13 protein-coding genes, 3 tRNA genes and 4 rRNA genes are annotated in these 20,771 nt (G+C 54.0%); 17 read left to right on the top strand and 3 right to left on the bottom strand.

The window, feature by feature from the left end:
- Positions 1 to 61: 61 nt before the first annotated feature.
- Positions 62 to 577 (bottom strand): sigma D regulator, encoded by a 516-nt coding sequence (gene rsd, locus D9980_RS18060; protein WP_121608036.1) that lies wholly within the window; start codon positions 575 to 577, stop codon positions 62 to 64.
- Between the two features lie 101 nt (positions 578 to 678).
- Between rsd and nudC the strand changes: the two genes are divergently transcribed.
- The 6 genes from nudC to D9980_RS18030 all read left to right on the top strand — a co-directional run bounded on the left by nudC (position 679) and on the right by D9980_RS18030 (position 5,061).
- Positions 679 to 1,446 (top strand): NAD(+) diphosphatase, encoded by a 768-nt coding sequence (nudC, locus tag D9980_RS18055; RefSeq protein WP_121609045.1) that lies wholly within the window; start codon positions 679 to 681, stop codon positions 1,444 to 1,446.
- Between the two features lie 37 nt (positions 1,447 to 1,483).
- The gene (hemE, locus tag D9980_RS18050; RefSeq protein WP_021808058.1) at positions 1,484 to 2,548 is read left to right on the top strand and encodes a uroporphyrinogen decarboxylase; all 1,065 of its coding nucleotides are present in this window, start codon (positions 1,484 to 1,486) and stop codon (positions 2,546 to 2,548) included.
- Positions 2,549 to 2,564: 16 nt separating this feature from the next.
- Positions 2,565 to 3,248, top strand: a complete 684-nt coding sequence (nfi, locus tag D9980_RS18045) for a deoxyribonuclease V (RefSeq protein WP_121608035.1) — start codon at positions 2,565 to 2,567, stop codon at positions 3,246 to 3,248.
- Positions 3,249 to 3,299: 51 nt separating this feature from the next.
- Complete coding sequence (locus D9980_RS18040) at positions 3,300 to 3,890, top strand: YjaG family protein (RefSeq protein WP_021808056.1); 591 nt, start codon at positions 3,300 to 3,302, stop codon at positions 3,888 to 3,890.
- Between the two features lie 189 nt (positions 3,891 to 4,079).
- On the top strand, positions 4,080 to 4,355 hold the full coding sequence (gene hupA / locus D9980_RS18035; RefSeq protein WP_021182173.1) for a nucleoid-associated protein HU-alpha: 276 nt from the start codon (positions 4,080 to 4,082) through the stop codon (positions 4,353 to 4,355).
- Positions 4,356 to 4,422: 67 nt separating this feature from the next.
- On the top strand, positions 4,423 to 5,061 hold the full coding sequence (locus D9980_RS18030; protein ID WP_037412648.1) for a DUF1481 domain-containing protein: 639 nt from the start codon (positions 4,423 to 4,425) through the stop codon (positions 5,059 to 5,061).
- Positions 5,062 to 5,163: 102 nt separating this feature from the next.
- Here D9980_RS18030 and purD read toward each other — a convergent pair whose 3' ends face one another.
- Positions 5,164 to 6,447, bottom strand: coding sequence for a phosphoribosylamine--glycine ligase (purD, locus tag D9980_RS18025; RefSeq protein ID WP_121608034.1), 1,284 nt, complete (start codon positions 6,445 to 6,447; stop codon positions 5,164 to 5,166).
- Positions 6,448 to 6,496: 49 nt separating this feature from the next.
- A complete protein-coding gene (gene purH / locus D9980_RS18020) occupies positions 6,497 to 8,086 on the bottom strand; it encodes a bifunctional phosphoribosylaminoimidazolecarboxamide formyltransferase/IMP cyclohydrolase (protein WP_121608033.1) in 1,590 nt (529 codons plus the stop codon).
- Positions 8,087 to 8,734: 648 nt separating this feature from the next.
- Here purH and D9980_RS18010 point away from each other — a divergent pair.
- The 11 genes from D9980_RS18010 (at position 8,735) to aceK (ending at position 20,745) form a co-directional block, all read left to right on the top strand.
- Positions 8,735 to 10,275, top strand: a 16S ribosomal RNA gene (locus D9980_RS18010).
- Between the two features lie 75 nt (positions 10,276 to 10,350).
- Positions 10,351 to 10,427, top strand: a tRNA-Ile gene (locus D9980_RS18005).
- 108 nt (positions 10,428 to 10,535) lie between these two features.
- A tRNA-Ala gene (locus D9980_RS18000) sits at positions 10,536 to 10,611 on the top strand.
- A gap of 219 nt (positions 10,612 to 10,830) precedes the next feature.
- Positions 10,831 to 13,737, top strand: a 23S ribosomal RNA gene (locus D9980_RS17995).
- Positions 13,738 to 13,839: 102 nt separating this feature from the next.
- Positions 13,840 to 13,955, top strand: a 5S ribosomal RNA gene (gene rrf / locus D9980_RS17990).
- Positions 13,956 to 13,968: 13 nt separating this feature from the next.
- Positions 13,969 to 14,044 (top strand) — tRNA-Thr (locus D9980_RS17985).
- Between the two features lie 54 nt (positions 14,045 to 14,098).
- A 5S ribosomal RNA gene (gene rrf, locus D9980_RS17980) occupies positions 14,099 to 14,214 on the top strand.
- Together the 16S, 23S and 5S rRNA genes with 3 tRNA genes alongside form the textbook arrangement of a ribosomal RNA operon.
- Before the next feature lie 466 nt (positions 14,215 to 14,680).
- Positions 14,681 to 15,610, top strand: a complete 930-nt coding sequence (gene metA / locus D9980_RS17970; protein ID WP_024484018.1) for a homoserine O-succinyltransferase — start codon at positions 14,681 to 14,683, stop codon at positions 15,608 to 15,610.
- A 375-nt stretch (positions 15,611 to 15,985) separates the two neighbouring features.
- Positions 15,986 to 17,584 (top strand): malate synthase A, encoded by a 1,599-nt coding sequence (gene aceB / locus D9980_RS17965; RefSeq protein ID WP_094982862.1) that lies wholly within the window; start codon positions 15,986 to 15,988, stop codon positions 17,582 to 17,584.
- Between the two features lie 46 nt (positions 17,585 to 17,630).
- Positions 17,631 to 18,938: an isocitrate lyase gene (gene aceA, locus D9980_RS17960; RefSeq protein WP_121608031.1), complete on the top strand. Its 1,308-nt coding sequence runs from the start codon at positions 17,631 to 17,633 to the stop codon at positions 18,936 to 18,938.
- 61 nt (positions 18,939 to 18,999) lie between these two features.
- The gene (gene aceK, locus D9980_RS17955; RefSeq protein WP_121608030.1) at positions 19,000 to 20,745 is read left to right on the top strand and encodes a bifunctional isocitrate dehydrogenase kinase/phosphatase; all 1,746 of its coding nucleotides are present in this window, start codon (positions 19,000 to 19,002) and stop codon (positions 20,743 to 20,745) included.
- Positions 20,746 to 20,771 lie beyond the last annotated feature (26 nt).

The following is a 20,771-nucleotide window of genomic DNA, read 5'->3' as shown; positions in this document are numbered from 1 at the left end:
GCCGTAGCGTTGTTGGCTGCCTAGCTACGACTTGAAATCTATAGGGAGATAGAGATCAAAATCAGGCTGGGTGTGATAGCGATTCAGTATTGCTAGTGCCCGGTTGGCCCTGCTGCCAAGTTTCTGCCGCCAACTGGATTAACTGATCTTCCAAGGCGAAACGTGATGCCAGGGCTTCGCCGATATCTGACAGCGCCTGATTGAGTTCTTCACACACATCCTGATCGATAACGACTTCAGTGTAGCGGTCATGGAACGCCATCACGGCTTCGGTATTGGCCTGTAATTTTGGGTAGAACTTGGTGGCTAGCGCCATCTTGGGGCTGGCGGAGCCTTCCACTTGTTTGATAATTTTGTCATAAATGTGAAAATGCCCGGCAGAGAGATAATCCACCAGATTCTGGCAAAAGTTCTCCAGCGCTTTTTCATTGAGCGGCGTATGCTTTTCTTTGTTGGGTTTAATGCCGACTAAACTGCAGTAGGTAACCAGCAGCTGCTTACGTGCCTGCAGCCATTGATCGACTAATTCATTACTGCCACCAACGCGCTGAGTCAGGCTTTCCAATCGGTTTAGCATGATTGACTCCGTGTGTAAGAGAAAGAAAAAGTGGTAAGTTAATAAAATGTAACAAAGAGCATTCCTAGATTGCCAGTGAAGCAGAGGTTGTGCAACAACATATGGAACTTGCATTAACGGGTAACGAAAATGGCTGGTGGATCGTCAGCCATGAAAGCAAAATTTGGTTACCAAACGGTGAATTGCCGTTTGGTTCTGCCGCACTATTTTCATTGCAAGGCCAGCCTGCTCGGCAAATTGGCGAATGGGAGGGAGCACCGGTCTGGCTGGTGCGCCAACCGATGCCGAAAGAGATGGGATCGGTGCGGCAACTGCTCAGTCTCGATCGTGGCCTGTTCCAACTCGCCGGACGCGGCGTACAGCTGGCCGACTTTTATCGCTCGCACCGGTTCTGTGGCTACTGCGGCCATGAGATGCACCTCAGCCGTACCGAAAGCGCCTGCCTGTGTGATAACTGTCGCGAACGTTATTATCCGCAGATTGCCCCTTGTGTGATTGTCGCTATCCGCCGCAAAGACGAGATCCTGCTGGCACAACATGTGCGCCACCGTGGGGGGATCCATACCGTGCTGGCGGGGTTTGTGGAGGTGGGGGAAACCCTGGAGCAGGCCGTAGCGCGCGAGGTGATGGAAGAAAGCAATATCGCCATTACCAACCTGCGCTACGTCACCTCGCAGCCCTGGCCGTTCCCTCATTCGCTGATGATGGCGTTTATGGCCGAGTATCAGGGCGGTGAACTGCGCCACGATCCGAAGGAGTTGCTCAATGCGGGCTGGTATCGCTATGACCAACTGCCGATGCTGCCACCACCTGGTACCGTGGCACGCCGCCTGATTGAGGACACCGTGGCGCTGTGTCGGGCAGAATAATGTACAATGGCGGCAGATAATCAAGGGAGCCCAAGAAATGAATGAGTTGAAGAACGATCGCTACCTGCGTGCGCTGCTGCGCCAGCCGGTGGATCTCACCCCTGTATGGATGATGCGCCAGGCCGGTCGTTATTTGCCAGAGTACAAAGCCACCCGTGCTCAGGCCGGGGATTTCATGTCGCTGTGCAAAAATGCCGAACTGGCCTGCGAGGTGACATTACAGCCCCTGCGCCGTTATGCACTGGACGCCGCCATCCTGTTCTCCGACATTCTCACCATTCCCGATGCCATGGGGCTTGGGCTCTATTTCGAAACCGGGGAAGGCCCGCGTTTTTCTTCGCCAATCACCTGCCGTGCCGATGTAGAGAAGCTGCCTGCATTCGATCCGGAAGACGAGCTGGGCTATGTCATGAACGCGGTGCGTACCATCCGCCGTGAATTGAAGGGTGAAGTGCCACTGATCGGTTTCTCCGGCAGCCCGTGGACGTTGGCGACCTATATGGTCGAAGGCGGCAGCAGCAAGGCATTCACCAAGCTGAAGAAAATGATGTATGCCGAGCCGCAGACGCTGCATTTGCTGCTGGATAAGCTGGCGGACAGCGTGATCCTGTATCTCAATGCCCAGATCAAGGCCGGGGCGCAGTCCGTAATGGTATTCGATACCTGGGGCGGCGTGCTGACGGGCCGTGATTATCGCGAGTTCTCACTGCACTATATGCATAAAATCGTCGATGGCCTGCTGCGTGAAAATGACGGACGCCGGGTGCCGGTGACGCTGTTCACCAAAGGCGGCGGCCAGTGGCTGGAAGCGATGGCGGCCACGGGGTGCGATGCGCTGGGCCTGGATTGGACCACCGATATTGCCGACGCGCGCCGCCGTGTGGGCGATAAAGTCGCGCTACAGGGGAATATGGATCCTTCCATGCTGTATGCCGCACCGGAACGCATCGCCCAGGAAGTGGAAACCATTCTGGCCGGTTTTGGCCAGGGCGAAGGTCATGTCTTCAACCTTGGCCACGGTATTCATCAAGACGTGCCACCGGAACATGCCGGGGCCTTCGTTGAAGCGGTGCATGCGCTGTCGGCCAAATACCACCGCTAAACCGCAAGGAGACGCTGTGATTGATACTCAGGCTCTGCGCGCCGAACAGCTACGGCGTGCCGGGGAAGTCATTCGTCACGATGATTTTCTGCAAGACCCACCGGCGTTTATCGCCGGTGCGGATGTCGGTTTTGAACAAGAAGGCGCGGTAACACGCGCCGCCATTGCTATCCTGCGCTATCCTTCGCTCGAGCTGGTGGAGTATCAGATCGCCCGTATCAGCACCACCATGCCCTATATCCCCGGATTTCTCTCGTTTCGCGAGTACCCTGCGCTGATCGCCGCCTGGGAGCAACTGCAACAGAAGCCCGACCTGATCTTTGTCGATGGCCATGGTATTTCCCATCCAAGACGTCTGGGGGTTGCCAGCCACTTTGGCCTGCTGGTCAACGTGCCGACCATTGGCGTGGCCAAGAAGCGTTTATGTGGTAAATTTTCCCCGTTGGACGCTACCGTTGGCTCGCTGGCCTCGCTGGAGGACAAGGGCGAACAGCTGGGATGGGTATGGCGCAGCAAAGAGCGCTGTAATCCGTTATTTATCGCCACGGGCCATCGCGTGAGCACCGACAGCGCTTTGGCCTGGGTGCAACGCTGCATGGCAGGCTACCGTTTGCCGGAGCCCACGCGGTGGGCCGATGCCATTGCCTCACGCCGCCCGGCCTTTGTACGCTGGTTACAGCAGCATCCAGAGGTGTCGTAATGAGCGATTTCGGGTACACTGCGCGGCAGATAATGAGTAAGAGAGTAGACCATGCTACGTAACCCGATTCATTTACGCTTGGAAAAGCTGGAAAGCTGGCAGCATTTGACCTTTATGGCCTGCCTGTGCGAGCGTATGTACCCGAATTACCAGATGTTCTGTCTGCAGACGGAGTTTGGCGACCCGGCCGTTTATCGCCGTATCCTGGACTTGGTCTGGGAAACGCTGGTGGTGAAAGACGCCAAGGTCAACTTTGACAGCCAGTTGGAAAAGTTGGAAGAGGCGATCCCGTCGGCAGAAGATTACGATCTTTACGGCGTTTACCCAGCGATCGATGCCTGCATTGCATTAGGGGAATTGATCCATTCGCGCCTCAGCGGAGAGACGTTGGAGCACGCCATTGCCATCAGCGAAACCTCAATTCGCACCGTGGCGATGTTGGAAATGACCCAAGCTGGCAAAGAAATGACCGACGAAGAGCTGAAAATTCTGCCTGCCGTTGAGGAAGAATGGGACATTCAATGGGAGATTTTCCGCCTGTTGGCCGCCTGCGAAGAGCGTGATCTGGATCTGATCAAAGGGTTACGATCTGACCTGCGCGAGGCCGCGGTGAGTAACATTGGGATAAATTTAACGCAATAAGGCAAGAAAACGTGATTTAACGTCTGATTTGTCGTGCCTTAAGGCTTCACATCCGCACCCTGTCTGGTCTACATTTGGGGGGCGAAAAAAAAGTGGCTATCGGTGCGTGTATGCAGGAGAGTGCTGTCCATCGGCATATCCGTCGCACTCGATGCTTTGCAAACGATAAACACACTGTAAGGATAACTTATGAACAAGACTCAACTGATTGATGTAATCGCAGAGAAGGCTGACCTTTCCAAGGCTCAAGCTAAGCTGGCTCTGGAATCTACCCTGGCTGCCATTACTGAGTCCCTGAAAGAAGGTGATGCAGTACAATTGGTTGGTTTCGGTACTTTCAAGGTAAACCATCGTAGCGAGCGCACTGGCCGCAACCCACAGACTGGTAAAGAAATCAAAATCGCAGCAGCTAACGTGCCTGCGTTCGTTTCTGGTAAAGCACTGAAAGACGCGGTTAAGTCTTAATCGCGTGTTGCAGAAAGGTTTAAACAGGGGGGCGTTGGCGCCCCTTTTGTTTATTCAACGGGCACTCATGGCGGTGACGGTTGTTGCTGCCTTGAGTGCTTGTAGTTTCCGTTCTGCCCCGCCAACCTTTACCGCCAGCGGCTTTGTGGCCGATCAGGGGGTAATGCGGGTGTGGCGGATGGATGACGGCCAGCAGCGGCCAGTGGCGCTGTTGAGTGTCTACAGCCCTTATCGCGGGCCGGGTACCGTCACAACGCTGTATGAATATCAACGCGGCGTGTTGTACCAAATCAAACGCACCGATGCCGATGGCGATCGCGACTCCATTCAACTGCGTTTCACCGCCAACGGTACCGTCAGCTTTATGCAGCGCCAATTGGCCACGCAGCGCCAGAAGCTCTCCAACGATGAAGTCGTGCTCTATCAATATCAGGCACGGCGGATACTGGAATTGAGCGATGCGCTTAATGCCGGTCGAGTACGGCTGTTACAGGGGCACTGGCAGCAGGGTGCGGTGAAGCTGTGTAATGGCGAAGTCGTGAAGCCAGGTTTGGATCAACAGGCCGAAGAGTGGATCATGCGGCGTGCGGCCAACAGCAGTCAGCCAGTGAACGTAGCCTGGTTGGATGGGCCGGAAGGTCGTGAGCTGTTGCTGGTGGCAAACAATGACTTCTGCAGTTGGGAACCGACCAAAGACACCCTGTAGCGCATAAAAAAGGCCCTGCGAACAGAGCCTGAGACTTTTAAAACGCCACCGAGCGACACGTAGGGGCGCTGCATGCTGCGCCGTCTAGATAATCAATACCTATTACTTTTCGCGTGCGATAGCACGGTAGCCAATATCCTTGCGGCAGAAACTGTCTTGCCACTGAATACCTTCCGCTAGCTGATAGGCTAACTGCTGAGCTTGAGCTACCGTTGCGCCCAATGCCGTTACGCACAACACGCGCCCGCCGTTGGTCACGACGTCATTCCCTTGCATACGCGTTCCGGCATGGAACACTTTGCCATTGGCATCTTCTTGCTGAGGCAAGCCGTGGATCACATCCCCTTGGCGATAATCCGCAGGATAGCCGCCAGCCGCCAACACCACGCCGAGAGCAGGGCGTTCATCCCATTCGGAAGTCTTCTCATCCAGCTTGCCTTCGGCCCCAGCCAGGCAGAGTTCAACCAGATCGGAGCGCAGGCGCAGCATGATCGGCTGCGTTTCCGGGTCGCCAAAGCGGCAGTTGAATTCGATCACCTTGGGTTGACCATCCTCAGCAATCATCAGGCCAGCGTACAGGAAGCCGACATAGGTGTTGCCTTCCGCTGCCATGCCGCGCACGGTTGGCCAGATCACCTGGTCCATTACGCGCTGGTGGATTTCATCCGTCACCACTGGCGCTGGCGAGTAGGCGCCCATGCCGCCGGTATTCGGGCCGGTATCGCCGTCACCGACACGTTTATGATCCTGGCTGGTGGCCATTGGCACCACATTCTTACCATCGACCATGACGATAAAGCTGGCTTCTTCGCCTGTCAGGAACTCCTCAACCACGATGCGATGCCCGGCGTCACCAAATGCATTACCTGCCAGCATATCCTGAATGGCGTCTTCGGCTTCCTGCAACGTCATCGCGACGATCACGCCTTTGCCTGCCGCCAGGCCATCTGCCTTGATGACAATCGGTGCACCTTGGCGGCGTACGTAGGCCAAGGCGGGTTCCACTTCGGTAAAGTTCTGGTATGCAGCGCTTGGGATAGCGTGGCGAGCCAGGAAATCCTTGGTAAAGGCTTTGGAGCCTTCAAGCTGTGCTGCGGCCTGCGACGGGCCAAAGATTTTCAACCCGGCAGCCTGGAAGGCATCTACCACACCGATCACCAGCGGCGCTTCCGGGCCTACAATGGTCAGGCCGATGGCGTTGTCCTTGGCAAAGGCAACCAGCGCCGGGATATCGGTTGGGGCGATATCGACGTTGGTCAGATTGCTTTCCAATGCGGTACCCGCATTACCTGGGGCCACGTAAACCGTATCTGCCAATGGCGATTGGGCCGCTTTCCAGGCCAGCGCATGTTCACGCCCGCCGTTGCCAATAATTAAAATATTCATCAGGTGCTCCATAAACGGCGTGCGCATTGAGCGCACGCAGCAAAAGGGATTAATGGCGGAAGTGGCGCATGTCGGTGAAGATCATCGCGATGCCGTGTTCGTTGGCCGCCGCAATCACTTCATCATCACGAATCGAACCACCCGGCTGGATCACGCAGGTAATACCCACCGCTGCAGCCGCATCAATACCGTCACGGAACGGGAAGAAGGCGTCAGACGCCATGGCGGAGCCTTTGACTTCCAGCCCTTCGTCAGCGGCTTTGATCCCGGCGATCTTGGCGGAGTAAACGCGGCTCATCTGCCCGGCGCCTATGCCGATGGTCATGTTGTCGCGCGCATAGACGATGGCGTTGGATTTGACGAACTTGGCCACTTTCCAGCAGAACAGCGCATCACGCAGCTCCTGAGCGGTTGGCTGGCGCTCGGATACCACGCGCAAATCGGCTTCGGTCACCATACCCAGATCGCGATCCTGTACTAACAGACCACCGTTGACGCGTTTAAAGTCCAGCCCGGCGATGCGCTGTTGCCATTGGCCACAGGCCAGCACGCGTACGTTCTGTTTCGCTGCCAGCAGAGTGCGGGCTTCTTCACTGATGCTTGGCGCGATGATGACTTCAACAAACTGACGGCTGATGATCGCCTGTGCCGTTTTGGCATCCAGTTCACGGTTGAAGGCAATAATGCCACCAAAGGCCGAGGTTGGATCGGTTTGGTAGGCGCGCTCATAGGCGGCAAACAGGTTCTCACCGATAGCAACGCCACAAGGGTTGGCATGCTTGACGATTACGCAGGCTGGTTCGGCAAATTCTTTCACACATTCCAGCGCCGCATCGGTATCGGCGATGTTGTTGTAGGAAAGTGCTTTACCCTGTAGCTGGTCGGCGGTGGCCACGGAGGCCTCCTGCACATTCTCTTCTATATAGAAGGCGGCCTGCTGGTGGCTGTTTTCACCGTAGCGCATATCCTGCTTCTTGATGTAGTTCAGGTTCAGCGTACGTGGGAAGCGGCCGGAAGGTTCTGCGGTTTCACCGTGATAAGGCGGCACCAGGGTACCAAAGTAGTTGGCGATCATGCTGTCATAGGCGGCGGTATGCTCAAACGCTTTGATCGCCAGGTCGAAACGGGTTGGGTACAACAGTGAACCGTTGTTGTTATCCATCTCGGTGATCACTGCGGCGTAGTCACTGCTCTTGACCACGATGGCCACGTCTTTATGGTTCTTGGCGGCCGAGCGCACCATGGTTGGGCCACCGATATCGATATTCTCTACGGCGTCTTCCAGCGAGCAATCTGGGCGAGCGACGGTTTGCGCGAAGGGATACAGGTTTACCACAACCATATCGATCGGTTGGATCGCATGTTGTTCCATGATGGCATCGTCCTGGCCGCGACGGCCCAGAATGCCACCGTGCACTTTCGGGTGCAGGGTTTTGACTCGTCCGTCCATCATCTCCGGGAAGCCGGTGTAGTCGGAAACTTCGGTAACAGGCAGACCGGCATCGGCCAGTAGGCGGGCAGTGCCACCGGTGGAGAGTAATTCGACGCCTCTCTGGGAGAGGGCTTCGGCGAATTCAACGATTCCGGCTTTGTCGGACACGCTGAGCAGGGCCCGGCGGATTGGACGAGGTTGTTGCATGGTTTTATCCCTTGGCTTTGAGTCGCAATAAAAGAGCGTTACGTGGATCTCCACCTTGTTGCTTCTTATATAGAGGGGATTTCTTCCTATATAGAGAAGGACAGGAACAGATTCAGGTAGCGCCCCGATAAAAACGGGGATTGTTTCGTCGCGGGGAATTGTAGCGAAAACGTTTGCGTGGCGCTCGTAAATTTTCCGACCAAATGCGTTCTGTGGATAAGTTAGTGCATAACCGGGTATAAGGACGGGTTTTGCTGTGGAATGCAGCAAACGGTGATTTTTGTTGAAAATACCTGTTGCGGCCTGCGTGGAACTCCCTATAATGCGCCTCCATCGACACGGAACATGTGAACAACTTCACAGAGTCTCCGGGGGTCGCAGAGAAAAAAACCTGAAATTAAGGTTGACTCTGAAAGAGGAAAGCGTAATATACGCCACCTCGAGTTAGCAAGCGAAAGCGCGTAACTCACTGCTCTTTAACAATTTATCAGACAATCTGTGTGGGCACTCACAAGACGATATCCAGCTACTTCGGTAGCAAAAAAATATCAAGTCTTGAAGAGTGACCAAGCAGTAATTCATGCGAATGAATTATTACGAAAGTTAATTTTCGAGCATCGCTGCACGAGTTGCAGCAAATCAAGCTTTTAATTGAAGAGTTTGATCATGGCTCAGATTGAACGCTGGCGGCAGGCCTAACACATGCAAGTCGAGCGGTAGCACAGGGAGCTTGCTCCTGGGTGACGAGCGGCGGACGGGTGAGTAATGTCTGGGAAACTGCCCGATGGAGGGGGATAACTACTGGAAACGGTAGCTAATACCGCATAACGTCTTCGGACCAAAGTGGGGGACCTTCGGGCCTCACACCATCGGATGTGCCCAGATGGGATTAGCTAGTAGGTGAGGTAATGGCTCACCTAGGCGACGATCCCTAGCTGGTCTGAGAGGATGACCAGCCACACTGGAACTGAGACACGGTCCAGACTCCTACGGGAGGCAGCAGTGGGGAATATTGCACAATGGGCGCAAGCCTGATGCAGCCATGCCGCGTGTGTGAAGAAGGCCTTCGGGTTGTAAAGCACTTTCAGCGAGGAGGAAGGGTTCGGTGTTAATAGCACTGTTCATTGACGTTACTCGCAGAAGAAGCACCGGCTAACTCCGTGCCAGCAGCCGCGGTAATACGGAGGGTGCAAGCGTTAATCGGAATTACTGGGCGTAAAGCGCACGCAGGCGGTTTGTTAAGTCAGATGTGAAATCCCCGAGCTTAACTTGGGAACTGCATTTGAAACTGGCAAGCTAGAGTCTTGTAGAGGGGGGTAGAATTCCAGGTGTAGCGGTGAAATGCGTAGAGATCTGGAGGAATACCGGTGGCGAAGGCGGCCCCCTGGACAAAGACTGACGCTCAGGTGCGAAAGCGTGGGGAGCAAACAGGATTAGATACCCTGGTAGTCCACGCTGTAAACGATGTCGACTTGGAGGTTGTGCCCTTGAGGCGTGGCTTCCGGAGCTAACGCGTTAAGTCGACCGCCTGGGGAGTACGGCCGCAAGGTTAAAACTCAAATGAATTGACGGGGGCCCGCACAAGCGGTGGAGCATGTGGTTTAATTCGATGCAACGCGAAGAACCTTACCTACTCTTGACATCCACAGAACTTTCCAGAGATGGATTGGTGCCTTCGGGAACTGTGAGACAGGTGCTGCATGGCTGTCGTCAGCTCGTGTTGTGAAATGTTGGGTTAAGTCCCGCAACGAGCGCAACCCTTATCCTTTGTTGCCAGCACGTAATGGTGGGAACTCAAAGGAGACTGCCGGTGATAAACCGGAGGAAGGTGGGGATGACGTCAAGTCATCATGGCCCTTACGAGTAGGGCTACACACGTGCTACAATGGCATATACAAAGAGAAGCGAACTCGCGAGAGCAAGCGGACCTCATAAAGTATGTCGTAGTCCGGATCGGAGTCTGCAACTCGACTCCGTGAAGTCGGAATCGCTAGTAATCGTAGATCAGAATGCTACGGTGAATACGTTCCCGGGCCTTGTACACACCGCCCGTCACACCATGGGAGTGGGTTGCAAAAGAAGTAGGTAGCTTAACCTTCGGGAGGGCGCTTACCACTTTGTGATTCATGACTGGGGTGAAGTCGTAACAAGGTAACCGTAGGGGAACCTGCGGTTGGATCACCTCCTTACCTAAAGATATGCAGTTGAGTGCAGTGTCCACACAGATTGTCTGATGAAAAAGTAACGAGCAGAAATACCTTTATAGGCTTGTAGCTCAGGTGGTTAGAGCGCACCCCTGATAAGGGTGAGGTCGGTGGTTCAAGTCCACTCAGGCCTACCAAATTCGCACTTGTGCTGCGTTGCACGCGATACGTTTACACCGTAAACGTCCAGTGAGCATGCCTTGCCTGAGCGAGTGGTAAATAAAGGTTTCTGCAAGTGACTGTATGGGGCTATAGCTCAGCTGGGAGAGCGCCTGCCTTGCACGCAGGAGGTCAGCGGTTCGATCCCGCTTAGCTCCACCATATCCATATGGTCCTTGATAATACTTCAGAGTGTACTGGCAACAGTATGCTGCGAAGTATTTTGCTCTTTAACAATCTGGAACAAGCTGAAAATTGAAACATGACAGCTGAAACTTATCCCTCCGTAGAAATATTGGGGTAAGGATTAACCTGTCATAGAGTCTCTCAAATAAACAGCGCGACAGTGTCTCTGTTTACAGAAACACCTTCGGGTTGTGAGGTTAAGTGACTAAGCGTACACGGTGGATGCCTAGGCAGTCAGAGGCGATGAAGGGCGTGCTAATCTGCGAAAAGTGTCGGTAAGGTGATATGAACCGTTATAACCGGCAATACCCGAATGGGGAAACCCAGTGTGTTTCGACACACTATCGTATGGTGAATACATAGCCATACGAGGCGAACCGGGGGAACTGAAACATCTAAGTACCCGAGGAAAAGAAATCAACCGAGATTCCCCTAGTAGCGGCGAGCGAACGGGGAACAGCCCAGAACCTGAATCAGTTCTTGTGTTAGTGGAAGCGTCTGGAAAGTCGCGCAGCAAAGGGTGATAGCCCCGTACACTAAAATGCATTAATTGTGAGTTCGATGAGTAGGGCGGGACACGTGACATCCTGTCTGAATATGGGGGGACCATCCTCCAAGGCTAAATACTCCTGACTGACCGATAGTGAACCAGTACCGTGAGGGAAAGGCGAAAAGAACCCCGGCGAGGGGAGTGAAATAGAACCTGAAACCGTGTACGTACAAGCAGTGGGAGCACCTTCGTGGTGTGACTGCGTACCTTTTGTATAATGGGTCAGCGACTTATATTTTGTAGCAAGGTTAACCGTATAGGGGAGCCGTAGGGAAACCGAGTCTTAACTGGGCGAATAGTTGCAAGGTATAGACCCGAAACCCGGTGATCTAGCCATGGGCAGGTTGAAGGTTGGGTAACACTAACTGGAGGACCGAACCGACTAATGTTGAAAAATTAGCGGATGACTTGTGGCTGGGGGTGAAAGGCCAATCAAACCGGGAGATAGCTGGTTCTCCCCGAAAGCTATTTAGGTAGCGCCTCGTGAACTCATCTTCGGGGGTAGAGCACTGTTTCGGCTAGGGGGCCATCCCGGCTTACCAAACCGATGCAAACTCCGAATACCGAAGAATGTTATCACGGGAGACACACGGCGGGTGCTAACGTCCGTCGTGAAGAGGGAAACAACCCAGACCGCCAGCTAAGGTCCCAAAGTCATGGTTAAGTGGGAAACGATGTGGGAAGGCATAGACAGCCAGGATGTTGGCTTAGAAGCAGCCATCATTTAAAGAAAGCGTAATAGCTCACTGGTCGAGTCGGCCTGCGCGGAAGATGTAACGGGGCTAAACCATGCACCGAAGCTGCGGCAGCGACGCTTAGGCGTTGTTGGGTAGGGGAGCGTTCTGTAAGCCGTTGAAGGTGAACTGTGAGGTTTGCTGGAGGTATCAGAAGTGCGAATGCTGACATAAGTAACGATAAAGCGGGTGAAAAACCCGCTCGCCGGAAGACCAAGGGTTCCTGTCCAACGTTAATCGGGGCAGGGTGAGTCGACCCCTAAGGCGAGGCCGAAAGGCGTAGTCGATGGGAAACAGGTTAATATTCCTGTACTCGGTGTTACTGCGAAGGGGGGACGGAGAAGGCTAGGCTAGCCGGGCGACGGTTGTCCCGGTTTAAGCGTGTAGGGGGGTGTTCCTGGTAAATCCGGAACGCTATCAACCCTGAGGCGTGATGACGATGCACTACGGTGCAGAAGTAGTTGATGCCCTGCTTCCAGGAAAAGCCTCTAAGCATCAGGTAACATCAAATCGTACCCCAAACCGACACAGGTGGTCAGGTAGAGAATACCAAGGCGCTTGAGAGAACTCGGGTGAAGGAACTAGGCAAAATGGTGCCGTAACTTCGGGAGAAGGCACGCTGGCGCGTAGGTGAAGAGACTTGCTCTCGGAGCTGAAGCCAGTCGCAGATACCAGCTGGCTGCAACTGTTTAATAAAAACACAGCACTGTGCAAACACGAAAGTGGACGTATACGGTGTGACGCCTGCCCGGTGCTGGAAGGTTAATTGATGGGGTCAGCCGCAAGGCGAAGCTCTTGATCGAAGCCCCAGTAAACGGCGGCCGTAACTATAACGGTCCTAAGGTAGCGAAATTCCTTGTCGGGTAAGTTCCGACCTGCACGAATGGCGTAATGATGGCCAGGCTGTCTCCACCCGAGACTCAGTGAAATTGAACTCGCTGTGAAGATGCAGTGTACCCGCGGCAAGACGGAAAGACCCCGTGAACCTTTACTATAGCTTGACACTGAACATTGAGCCTTGATGTGTAGGATAGGTGGGAGGCTTTGAAGTGTGGACGCCAGTCTGCATGGAGCCAACCTTGAAATACCACCCTTTAATGTTTGATGTTCTAACTCGGCCCCGTAATCCGGGGTGAGGACAGTGTCTGGTGGGTAGTTTGACTGGGGCGGTCTCCTCCCAAAGAGTAACGGAGGAGCACGAAGGTTAGCTAATCACGGTCGGACATCGTGAGGTTAGTGCAAAGGCATAAGCTAGCTTGACTGCGAGAGTGACGGCTCGAGCAGGTACGAAAGTAGGTCTTAGTGATCCGGTGGTTCTGAATGGAAGGGCCATCGCTCAACGGATAAAAGGTACTCCGGGGATAACAGGCTGATACCGCCCAAGAGTTCATATCGACGGCGGTGTTTGGCACCTCGATGTCGGCTCATCACATCCTGGGGCTGAAGTAGGTCCCAAGGGTATGGCTGTTCGCCATTTAAAGTGGTACGCGAGCTGGGTTTAGAACGTCGTGAGACAGTTCGGTCCCTATCTGCCGTGGGCGTTGGAAGATTGAGAGGGGTTGCTCCTAGTACGAGAGGACCGGAGTGAACGCACCACTGGTGTTCGGGTTGTCATGCCAATGGCACTGCCCGGTAGCTAAGTGCGGAAAAGATAAGCGCTGAAAGCATCTAAGCGCGAAACTTGCCTCGAGATGAGTCTTCCCTGGGCCTTTAAGGCCCCTGAAGGAACGTTTAAGACTAAGACGTTGATAGGCTGGGTGTGTAAGTGCAGCGATGCATTGAGCTAACCAGTACTAATGATCCGTGAGGCTTAACCTTACAACACCAAAGGTGTTTTAGAGTAGACGACAATTTTCAGCGACGTTCCGAGATTGGTTCTGGTGGTTACGAAAGTAACGGCCAAGAATGAAACAGAATTTGCCTGGCGGCAATAGCGCGGTGGTCCCACCTGACCCCATGCCGAACTCAGAAGTGAAACGCCGTAGCGCCGATGGTAGTGTGGGGTCTCCCCATGCGAGAGTAGGACACTGCCAGGCATCAAATTAGTGTGCTGATATGGCTCAGTTGGTAGAGCGCACCCTTGGTAAGGGTGAGGTCCCCAGTTCGACTCTGGGTATCAGCACCACTTTATTTAAGTGGTTTAGAAGTTCGGCAGAAAGAAAAGAATCAAAAGAATTTGCTTGGCGGCAATAGCGCGGTGGTCCCACCTGACCCCATGCCGAACTCAGAAGTGAAACGCCGTAGCGCCGATGGTAGTGTGGGGTCTCCCCATGCGAGAGTAGGACACTGCCAAGCATCAATTAAGCCAAGAGGCCATCCGCAAGGATGGCCTTTTTGCTATGCATCGAAAACAGAAATCCCCTCACCCCAACCCTCTCCCTGAGTACCAACCGGGAACATCATGAACACCGGTGTGGGGGAGAGGGAGCTGTCCGCCATCGTAGGTGAGCCTGTACCGCTTCGAGAAGTGGGGAACCTGCCGATGTTGTGGGTTAGCCTGTGTAGCTTCGGAAAGCGTGGGGGAAGTATCAGCGGACTCGATCGGTTCCCTCTCCTGGGGGAGAGGGTTAGGGTGAGGGGGCATCACTGCTCGTATTTTTTGCTGAACTGATAAACACTAACCGACCCCCGGTTTAACTCACTTTATCTGGCGATGAAACATTTTCACCTTCCCGTTGAATCCTCGACATGACGCTAAAAAAGCGTTATCTTCGGGCATCTAGAAGTCTAAACGTATAAACGGATGTGTGAGGGGTAAGCAATGCCGATTCGTGTTCCTGATGAGTTACCTGCGGTCAATTTCTTGCGTAATGAGAACGTGTTTGTCATGACATCCTCACGCGCAAAAACACAGGAAATCAGGCCGTTAAAGGTACTTATCCTCAACCTGATGCCGAAAAAGATCGAAACGGAAAACCAGTTCCTGCGTTTACTTTCCAACTCGCCATTGCAGATCGATATTCAGCTACTGCGCATCGATAGCCGTGAGTCGAAGAACACGCCTACGGAGCACCTGAATAATTTCTACTGTAACTTTGAAGATATCCAGAATGAAAACTTTGACGGGCTGATCGTGACCGGTGCTCCGCTGGGCCTGGTGGACTTCTGTGATGTCGCCTATTGGCCGCAGATCGAGCGAGTGATCGAATGGGCCAAGGATCATGTAACCTCAACCCTGTTTGTCTGTTGGGCAGTGCAGGCCGCGCTAAACATCCTGTACGGCATTCCAAAGAAGACGCGTGAGGTGAAGCTCTCGGGTGTGTACCAGCATCGTACGTTGCACCAGCATGCCTTGCTGACCCGAGGTTTTGATGAAACCTTCCTGGCACCTCACTCCCGTTATGCCGATTTCCCAACCGAGATCCTTCGGCAGTACACCGACCTGGATATCCTGGCTGAATCAGAGCTGGCAGGCGCCTATCTGTTCGCCACCAAGGATAAACGCATGGCCTTTGTCACCGGGCATCCGGAATATGACACCCTGACGTTAGCGGGCGAGTATTGTCGCGATAACGATGCAGGCCTCAATCCTACCGTACCGCTAAATTATTTCCCCGATGATAACCCCGAATTGCCCCCTGCAGCTTCATGGCGAAGCCATGGTCACCTGCTGTTTTCCAACTGGTTGAACTACTACGTTTACCAGATCACGCCGTTCGATCTACGTCATATGAATCCTACCCTCGAGTAACATTTTTCTCTGTACCGGGTGGCTGAATCGAGGCCACCCTGGTTTACCCCACCGTTTTTCCCGCCAAATCTGCAACGTTTCAGCATCTATAACTCATTTAAAAACAATGTATTACCGCCATTCCTTTGTCGTAATGGAACCGGTTTCCTAGTTTGCTATAAATGATAAATAATCTAATCAATTGATAATAAAAGGTTAATAAAATATTTATTAAAAAAATGGAAATCGTTTTTGATTTTTAATTTTTGTTGGTTATTCTAGGATCCTGCGGGATGACATCTGACCAGTTGGCGGTCTTTTTTTCACCCGATTTCCGACAATAATGCTTCGCCTGGCCTGCAATGGCTGCGTGGAATGATGGAAAGGATCAAGACAATGACGCAACAGATGGTAGGCACAGAATTAGCGTTCACACAGGCTTTCGGCTCAGCAGAGCGGCAGATACTGACGGATGACGCGGTCGAGTTCCTGGCTGAACTGGTGGGTAAATTTACGCCACAACGCAACAAACTGTTGGCGGCACGTGCCAGCTGGCAAGAGAAAATCGATCGTGGCGAGCTGCCAGGATTTATTTCGGAAACGGATTCCATTCGGCAGGGTGACTGGCAGATCCGCGGCGTTCCCGCTGACTTGCGCGACCGTCGGGTTGAGATTACCGGTCCGGTTGAACGCAAAATGGTGATCAATGCCCTCAATGCCAACGTCAAAGTATTTATGGCCGACTTTGAAGACTCACTGGCACCCAGCTGGGACAAGGTTATCGACGGGCAGATCAACCTGCATGATGCGGTCAACGGCACCATCTCTTACACCAATGAAGCCGGCAAGATTTACCAGCTCAAACCCAACCCGGCGGTGTTGATTGCCCGCGTGCGTGGCCTGCATTTGCCGGAAAAACACGTGCAGTGGCAGGGGGAAGCGATCCCTGGTGGGTTGTTCGATTTTGCACTCTATTTCTTCCACAACTATCGCCAACTGCTGGCAAAAGGCAGTGGCCCGTATTTCTACCTGCCGAAAACCCAATCCTGGCAGGAGGCTGCCTGGTGGAGCGAAGTCTTTAGCTTTACCGAGGATCGCTTCGGGTTACCGCGCGGCACCATCAAGGCCACGGTGTTGATTGAAACCCTGCCTGCGGTATTCCAGATGGACGAGATCCTGTATCACCTGCGCGATCATATCGTCGGGCTGAACTGTGGCCGTTGGGACTACATCTTCAGCTATATCAAAACGCTGAAGAACCATGGCGATCGAGTGTTGCCGGACCGTCAGTCAGTCACTATGACCCAGCCTTTCCTCAGTGCTTATTCTCGCTTGCTGATTAAGACCTGTCACCGCCGCGGTGCTTTTGCTATGGGCGGAATGGCGGCGTTTATCCCCAGCAAAGACGCCGAGCAAAACGCAGTGGTGTTGGGCAAGGTACGTGCTGATAAAGAACTGGAAGCGACCAATGGTCATGACGGGACTTGGGTAGCGCATCCAGGGTTGGCAGATACGGTGATGGAAGTGTTTAACCGCATCCTGGGTGAGCGCCAGAACCAGTTAGAGGTGCTGCGTGAGAACGATGCTCCTATCACGGCGGCGCAACTGCTGGAGCCGTGTGACGGTGAGCGAACCGAAACCGGTATGCGCGCCAATATCCGCGTGGCGGTGCAATACATTGAAGCCTGGATCTCCGGTAATGGCTGCGTACCGATTTATGGCCTGATGGAAGATGCCGCCACCGCCGAGATTTCACGTACCTCAATCTGGCAGTGGATCCATCACGAGAAAAGCCTCAGCAATGGCCAACAGGTAACCAAGGCCCTGTTCCGCCAGATGCTGCAGGAAGAGATGCAGGTCGTTCGTAAAGAATTGGGTGAAGCGCGTTATCACGCAGGCCGTTTCGAAGAGGCGGCACAGCTGATGGAGCGTATTACCACGCAAGACGAATTAATCGATTTCCTGACCTTACCCGGCTACGAATTACTGGCCTGAAACCGTTCCTGACCTTTAACCCTACAGTATTGAAAAGGATAAAAATATGACGACCTCTCGTACCCAACAGATCCAACAGCTGGAACAGGAATGGAAATCAGCACGCTGGGAGGGCATCACCCGCCCTTACAGCGCCGAAGACGTGATCAACCTGCGTGGCTCGGTCAATCCGGTTTGTACGTTGGCGCAAAACGGTGCGGCGAAACTCTGGGAATTGCTGCACGGTAAATCCCGCAAAGGGTACGTGAACAGCCTTGGGGCGCTGACCGGTGGCCAGGCGCTGCAACAGGCGAAAGCGGGCGTTGAAGCGATCTACCTGTCCGGTTGGCAGGTAGCGGCTGATGCCAACACCGCTTCCGCTATGTATCCCGACCAATCACTGTACCCGGTCGACTCTGTCCCGACGGTGGTTGAGCGTATCAACAATACTTTCCGTCGGGCGGATCAGATCCAGTGGGCGAATAAGGTTGAACCCGGCAGCAAAGGCTATACCGATTATTTCCTGCCGATCGTGGCAGATGCCGAAGCCGGGTTTGGCGGCGTGCTGAATGCCTTTGAACTGATGAAGGCGATGATCGAAGCCGGTGCCGCCGGGGTGCATTTCGAAGACCAACTGGCGGCAGTGAAGAAGTGTGGTCATATGGGCGGCAAGGTCTTGGTACCGACTCAGGAAGCTATCCAGAAGCTGGTTGCGGCGCGCTTGGCTGCTGACGTTCTCGGTGTCCCAACCCTACTGATTGCTCGTACCGATGCCGACGCGGCAGACCTGCTGACCTCCGATTGCGATCCGTATGACAGCGCCTTCGTGTCTGGCGAACGCACCGCCGAAGGTTTCTACCGCACCCATGCTGGTATTGAGCAGGCCATCAGCCGTGGGCTGGCTTATGCTCCTTATGCCGACCTGGTGTGGTGCGAAACCTCAACGCCGGACCTGGAAGCTGCGCAACGCTTTGCCGATGCGATCCATGCCAAGTTCCCGGGCAAGCTGTTGGCCTATAACTGTTCTCCATCGTTCAACTGGAAAAAGAACCTGGACGATCAGACTATCGCCCGCTTCCAGGATGCGCTGTCCGCCATGGGCTACAAGTACCAGTTCATCACTCTGGCCGGTATCCATAGCATGTGGTTCAACATGTTCGATCTGGCACACGCTTACGCGCGTGGCGAAGGCATGAAGCACTATGTCGAAAAAGTGCAGCAGCCGGAGTTCGCCGCGGTCGAGCGTGGTTACACCTTTGCTTCGCATCAGCAGGAAGTGGGGACCGGCTACTTCGATAAGGTAACCACCATTATTCAGGGGGGCGCTTCCTCGGTAACGGCACTGACCGGCTCCACAGAAGAACAGCAGTTCTGATCCCCAAGGGGCCTGGCATGGCGCCAGGCTCTTGTTTCATTCCTGAATGGCAGAGGCAAAGATGGCGGAAAAACTGGAGCTGTTGATTGCACAGACGATCCTGCAGGGCTTTGATGCGCAATATGGCCGCTTTCTTGAAGTCACGGCCGGAGCACAGCAGCGTTTTGAGCAGGCAGACTGGCCCGCAGTACAACAGGCGATGAAACGACGTATCCATCTTTACGATCACCACGTTGGTCTGGTGGTCGAGCAACTGAAATGCATCACCGGGCAGAAATACTACGATGCGGATTTCCCTAATAGGGTGAAGGCGGTTTATACCGAGCTGTTGCCTGACTACCCGCGTTTTGAGATTGCCGAAAGCTTCTTCAACTCGGTTTACTGTCGGCTGTTCAAACATCGGGATTTAACCCCAGATAAGCTGTTCGTTTTCAGCTCTCAGCCCGAACGGCGCTTTCGCGATATTCCCAGGCCGTTGGCACGTGATTTTACTCCCAATGGCGATTTGGCTGCCATGCTGCACAGCCTGTTGATCGACTTGCCGCTGCGTCTGCCGTGGGAAGACCTGCCACGCGATATTCGCTATATCACCCAAGCCTTACTGCAGACTTTCAGTTCCCAACAGCTAGCGGGAGCGACGTTCCAAATTGGTAATGAGCTGTTCTACCGTAACAAGGCGGCCTGGTTGGTCGGTAAGCTGCGGGTGGCCGACGGAGTTTACCCGTTCCTGTTGCCGATCCATCACAGCGAGTCCGGCGCGTTGTTCATTGATACCTGCCTGACCAGCAAGGCCGAAGCCAGCATCGTGTTTGGCTTCGCCCGTTCCTACTTTATGGTCTATGCCCCGTTGCCAGCGGCGATGGTTGAATGGTTGCGGGAGATCCTGCCGGGTAAAACCACCGCCGAACTGTATATGGCGATCGGCTGCCAGAAGCATGGTAAAACCGAATGCTACCGTGAATACCTGAATTTTATGGCGCAGTCGCAGGAGCAATTTATTATTGCGCCGGGCGTGAAAGGCATGGTGATGCTGGTGTTTACGCTGCCGTCCTTTGATCGGGTATTCAAAGTGATCAAAGACGAATTTGCGCCGCAGAAAGAGGTTACGCAGGCGCAGGTGATGGCCTGCTACCAACTGGTAAAAGAGCACGATCGCGTCGGGCGGATGGCCGATACCCAGGAATATGAGAATTTTGTGGTGGATAAGGCGCGTATCAGCCCGCAACTGTTGGCGGAGTTGCAGCGTGAAGTGCCGGAAAAACTGGAAGATCTCGGCGATCGGGTGGTCATCAAGCATCTGTATATGGAGCGGCGAATGACGCCGTTGAACCTGTATCTCGAACAGGCAGATGAACGGCAAATGCATGACGCCATCGAAGAATATGGTAATGCGATCAAACAGCTGGCTGCGGCCAATATCTTCCCCGGCGATATGCTGTTCAAAAACTTCGGTGTGACACGTCATGGGCGCGTAGTGTTTTACGACTACGACGAGATTTGCTACATGACCGAGGTGAACTTCCGTAATATCCCGCCGCCGCGCTACCCGGAAGATGAACTGGCGAGCGAGCCCTGGTACAGCATTTCACCTAACGACGTTTTCCCCGAAGAGTTCCGCCATTTCCTGTGTGGCGACCGGCGCATCCGCAAGGTCTTTGAGGAGATGCACAGCGATCTGTTTGAAGCGGACTACTGGCGAGGGTTGCAGCAGCGCATCAAGGAAGGGCACGTCGAGGATGTGTTTGCCTACCGTAAAAAGCGGCGTTTCAGCCAGCGGTTACCGTCGGGGTACGCGCAGGCTGGCTGATAGCAGGCCCAGCAAGCTGGGCCATG

This window comes from Serratia sp. 3ACOL1, assembly GCF_003668775.1.
GTDB lineage: Bacteria > Pseudomonadota > Gammaproteobacteria > Enterobacterales > Enterobacteriaceae > Chania > Chania fonticola.
Note: the sequence above shows the minus strand (reverse complement) of the source record. Positions and strands in the feature narration are given on the sequence as shown.

Coding starts and splice junctions, on each gene's coding strand:
- rsd (WP_121608036.1), bottom strand. CDS start 577: ATGCTAAACCGATTGGAAAGCCTGACTCAGCGCGTTGGTGGCAGTAAT.
- nudC (WP_121609045.1), top strand. CDS start 679: ATGGAACTTGCATTAACGGGTAACGAAAATGGCTGGTGGATCGTCAGC.
- hemE (WP_021808058.1), top strand. CDS start 1,484: ATGAATGAGTTGAAGAACGATCGCTACCTGCGTGCGCTGCTGCGCCAG.
- D9980_RS18040 (WP_021808056.1), top strand. CDS start 3,300: ATGCTACGTAACCCGATTCATTTACGCTTGGAAAAGCTGGAAAGCTGG.
- hupA (WP_021182173.1), top strand. CDS start 4,080: ATGAACAAGACTCAACTGATTGATGTAATCGCAGAGAAGGCTGACCTT.
- D9980_RS18030 (WP_037412648.1), top strand. CDS start 4,423: ATGGCGGTGACGGTTGTTGCTGCCTTGAGTGCTTGTAGTTTCCGTTCT.
- purD (WP_121608034.1), bottom strand. CDS start 6,447: ATGAATATTTTAATTATTGGCAACGGCGGGCGTGAACATGCGCTGGCC.
- purH (WP_121608033.1), bottom strand. CDS start 8,086: ATGCAACAACCTCGTCCAATCCGCCGGGCCCTGCTCAGCGTGTCCGAC.
- metA (WP_024484018.1), top strand. CDS start 14,681: ATGCCGATTCGTGTTCCTGATGAGTTACCTGCGGTCAATTTCTTGCGT.
- aceB (WP_094982862.1), top strand. CDS start 15,986: ATGACGCAACAGATGGTAGGCACAGAATTAGCGTTCACACAGGCTTTC.
- aceA (WP_121608031.1), top strand. CDS start 17,631: ATGACGACCTCTCGTACCCAACAGATCCAACAGCTGGAACAGGAATGG.
- aceK (WP_121608030.1), top strand. CDS start 19,000: ATGGCGGAAAAACTGGAGCTGTTGATTGCACAGACGATCCTGCAGGGC.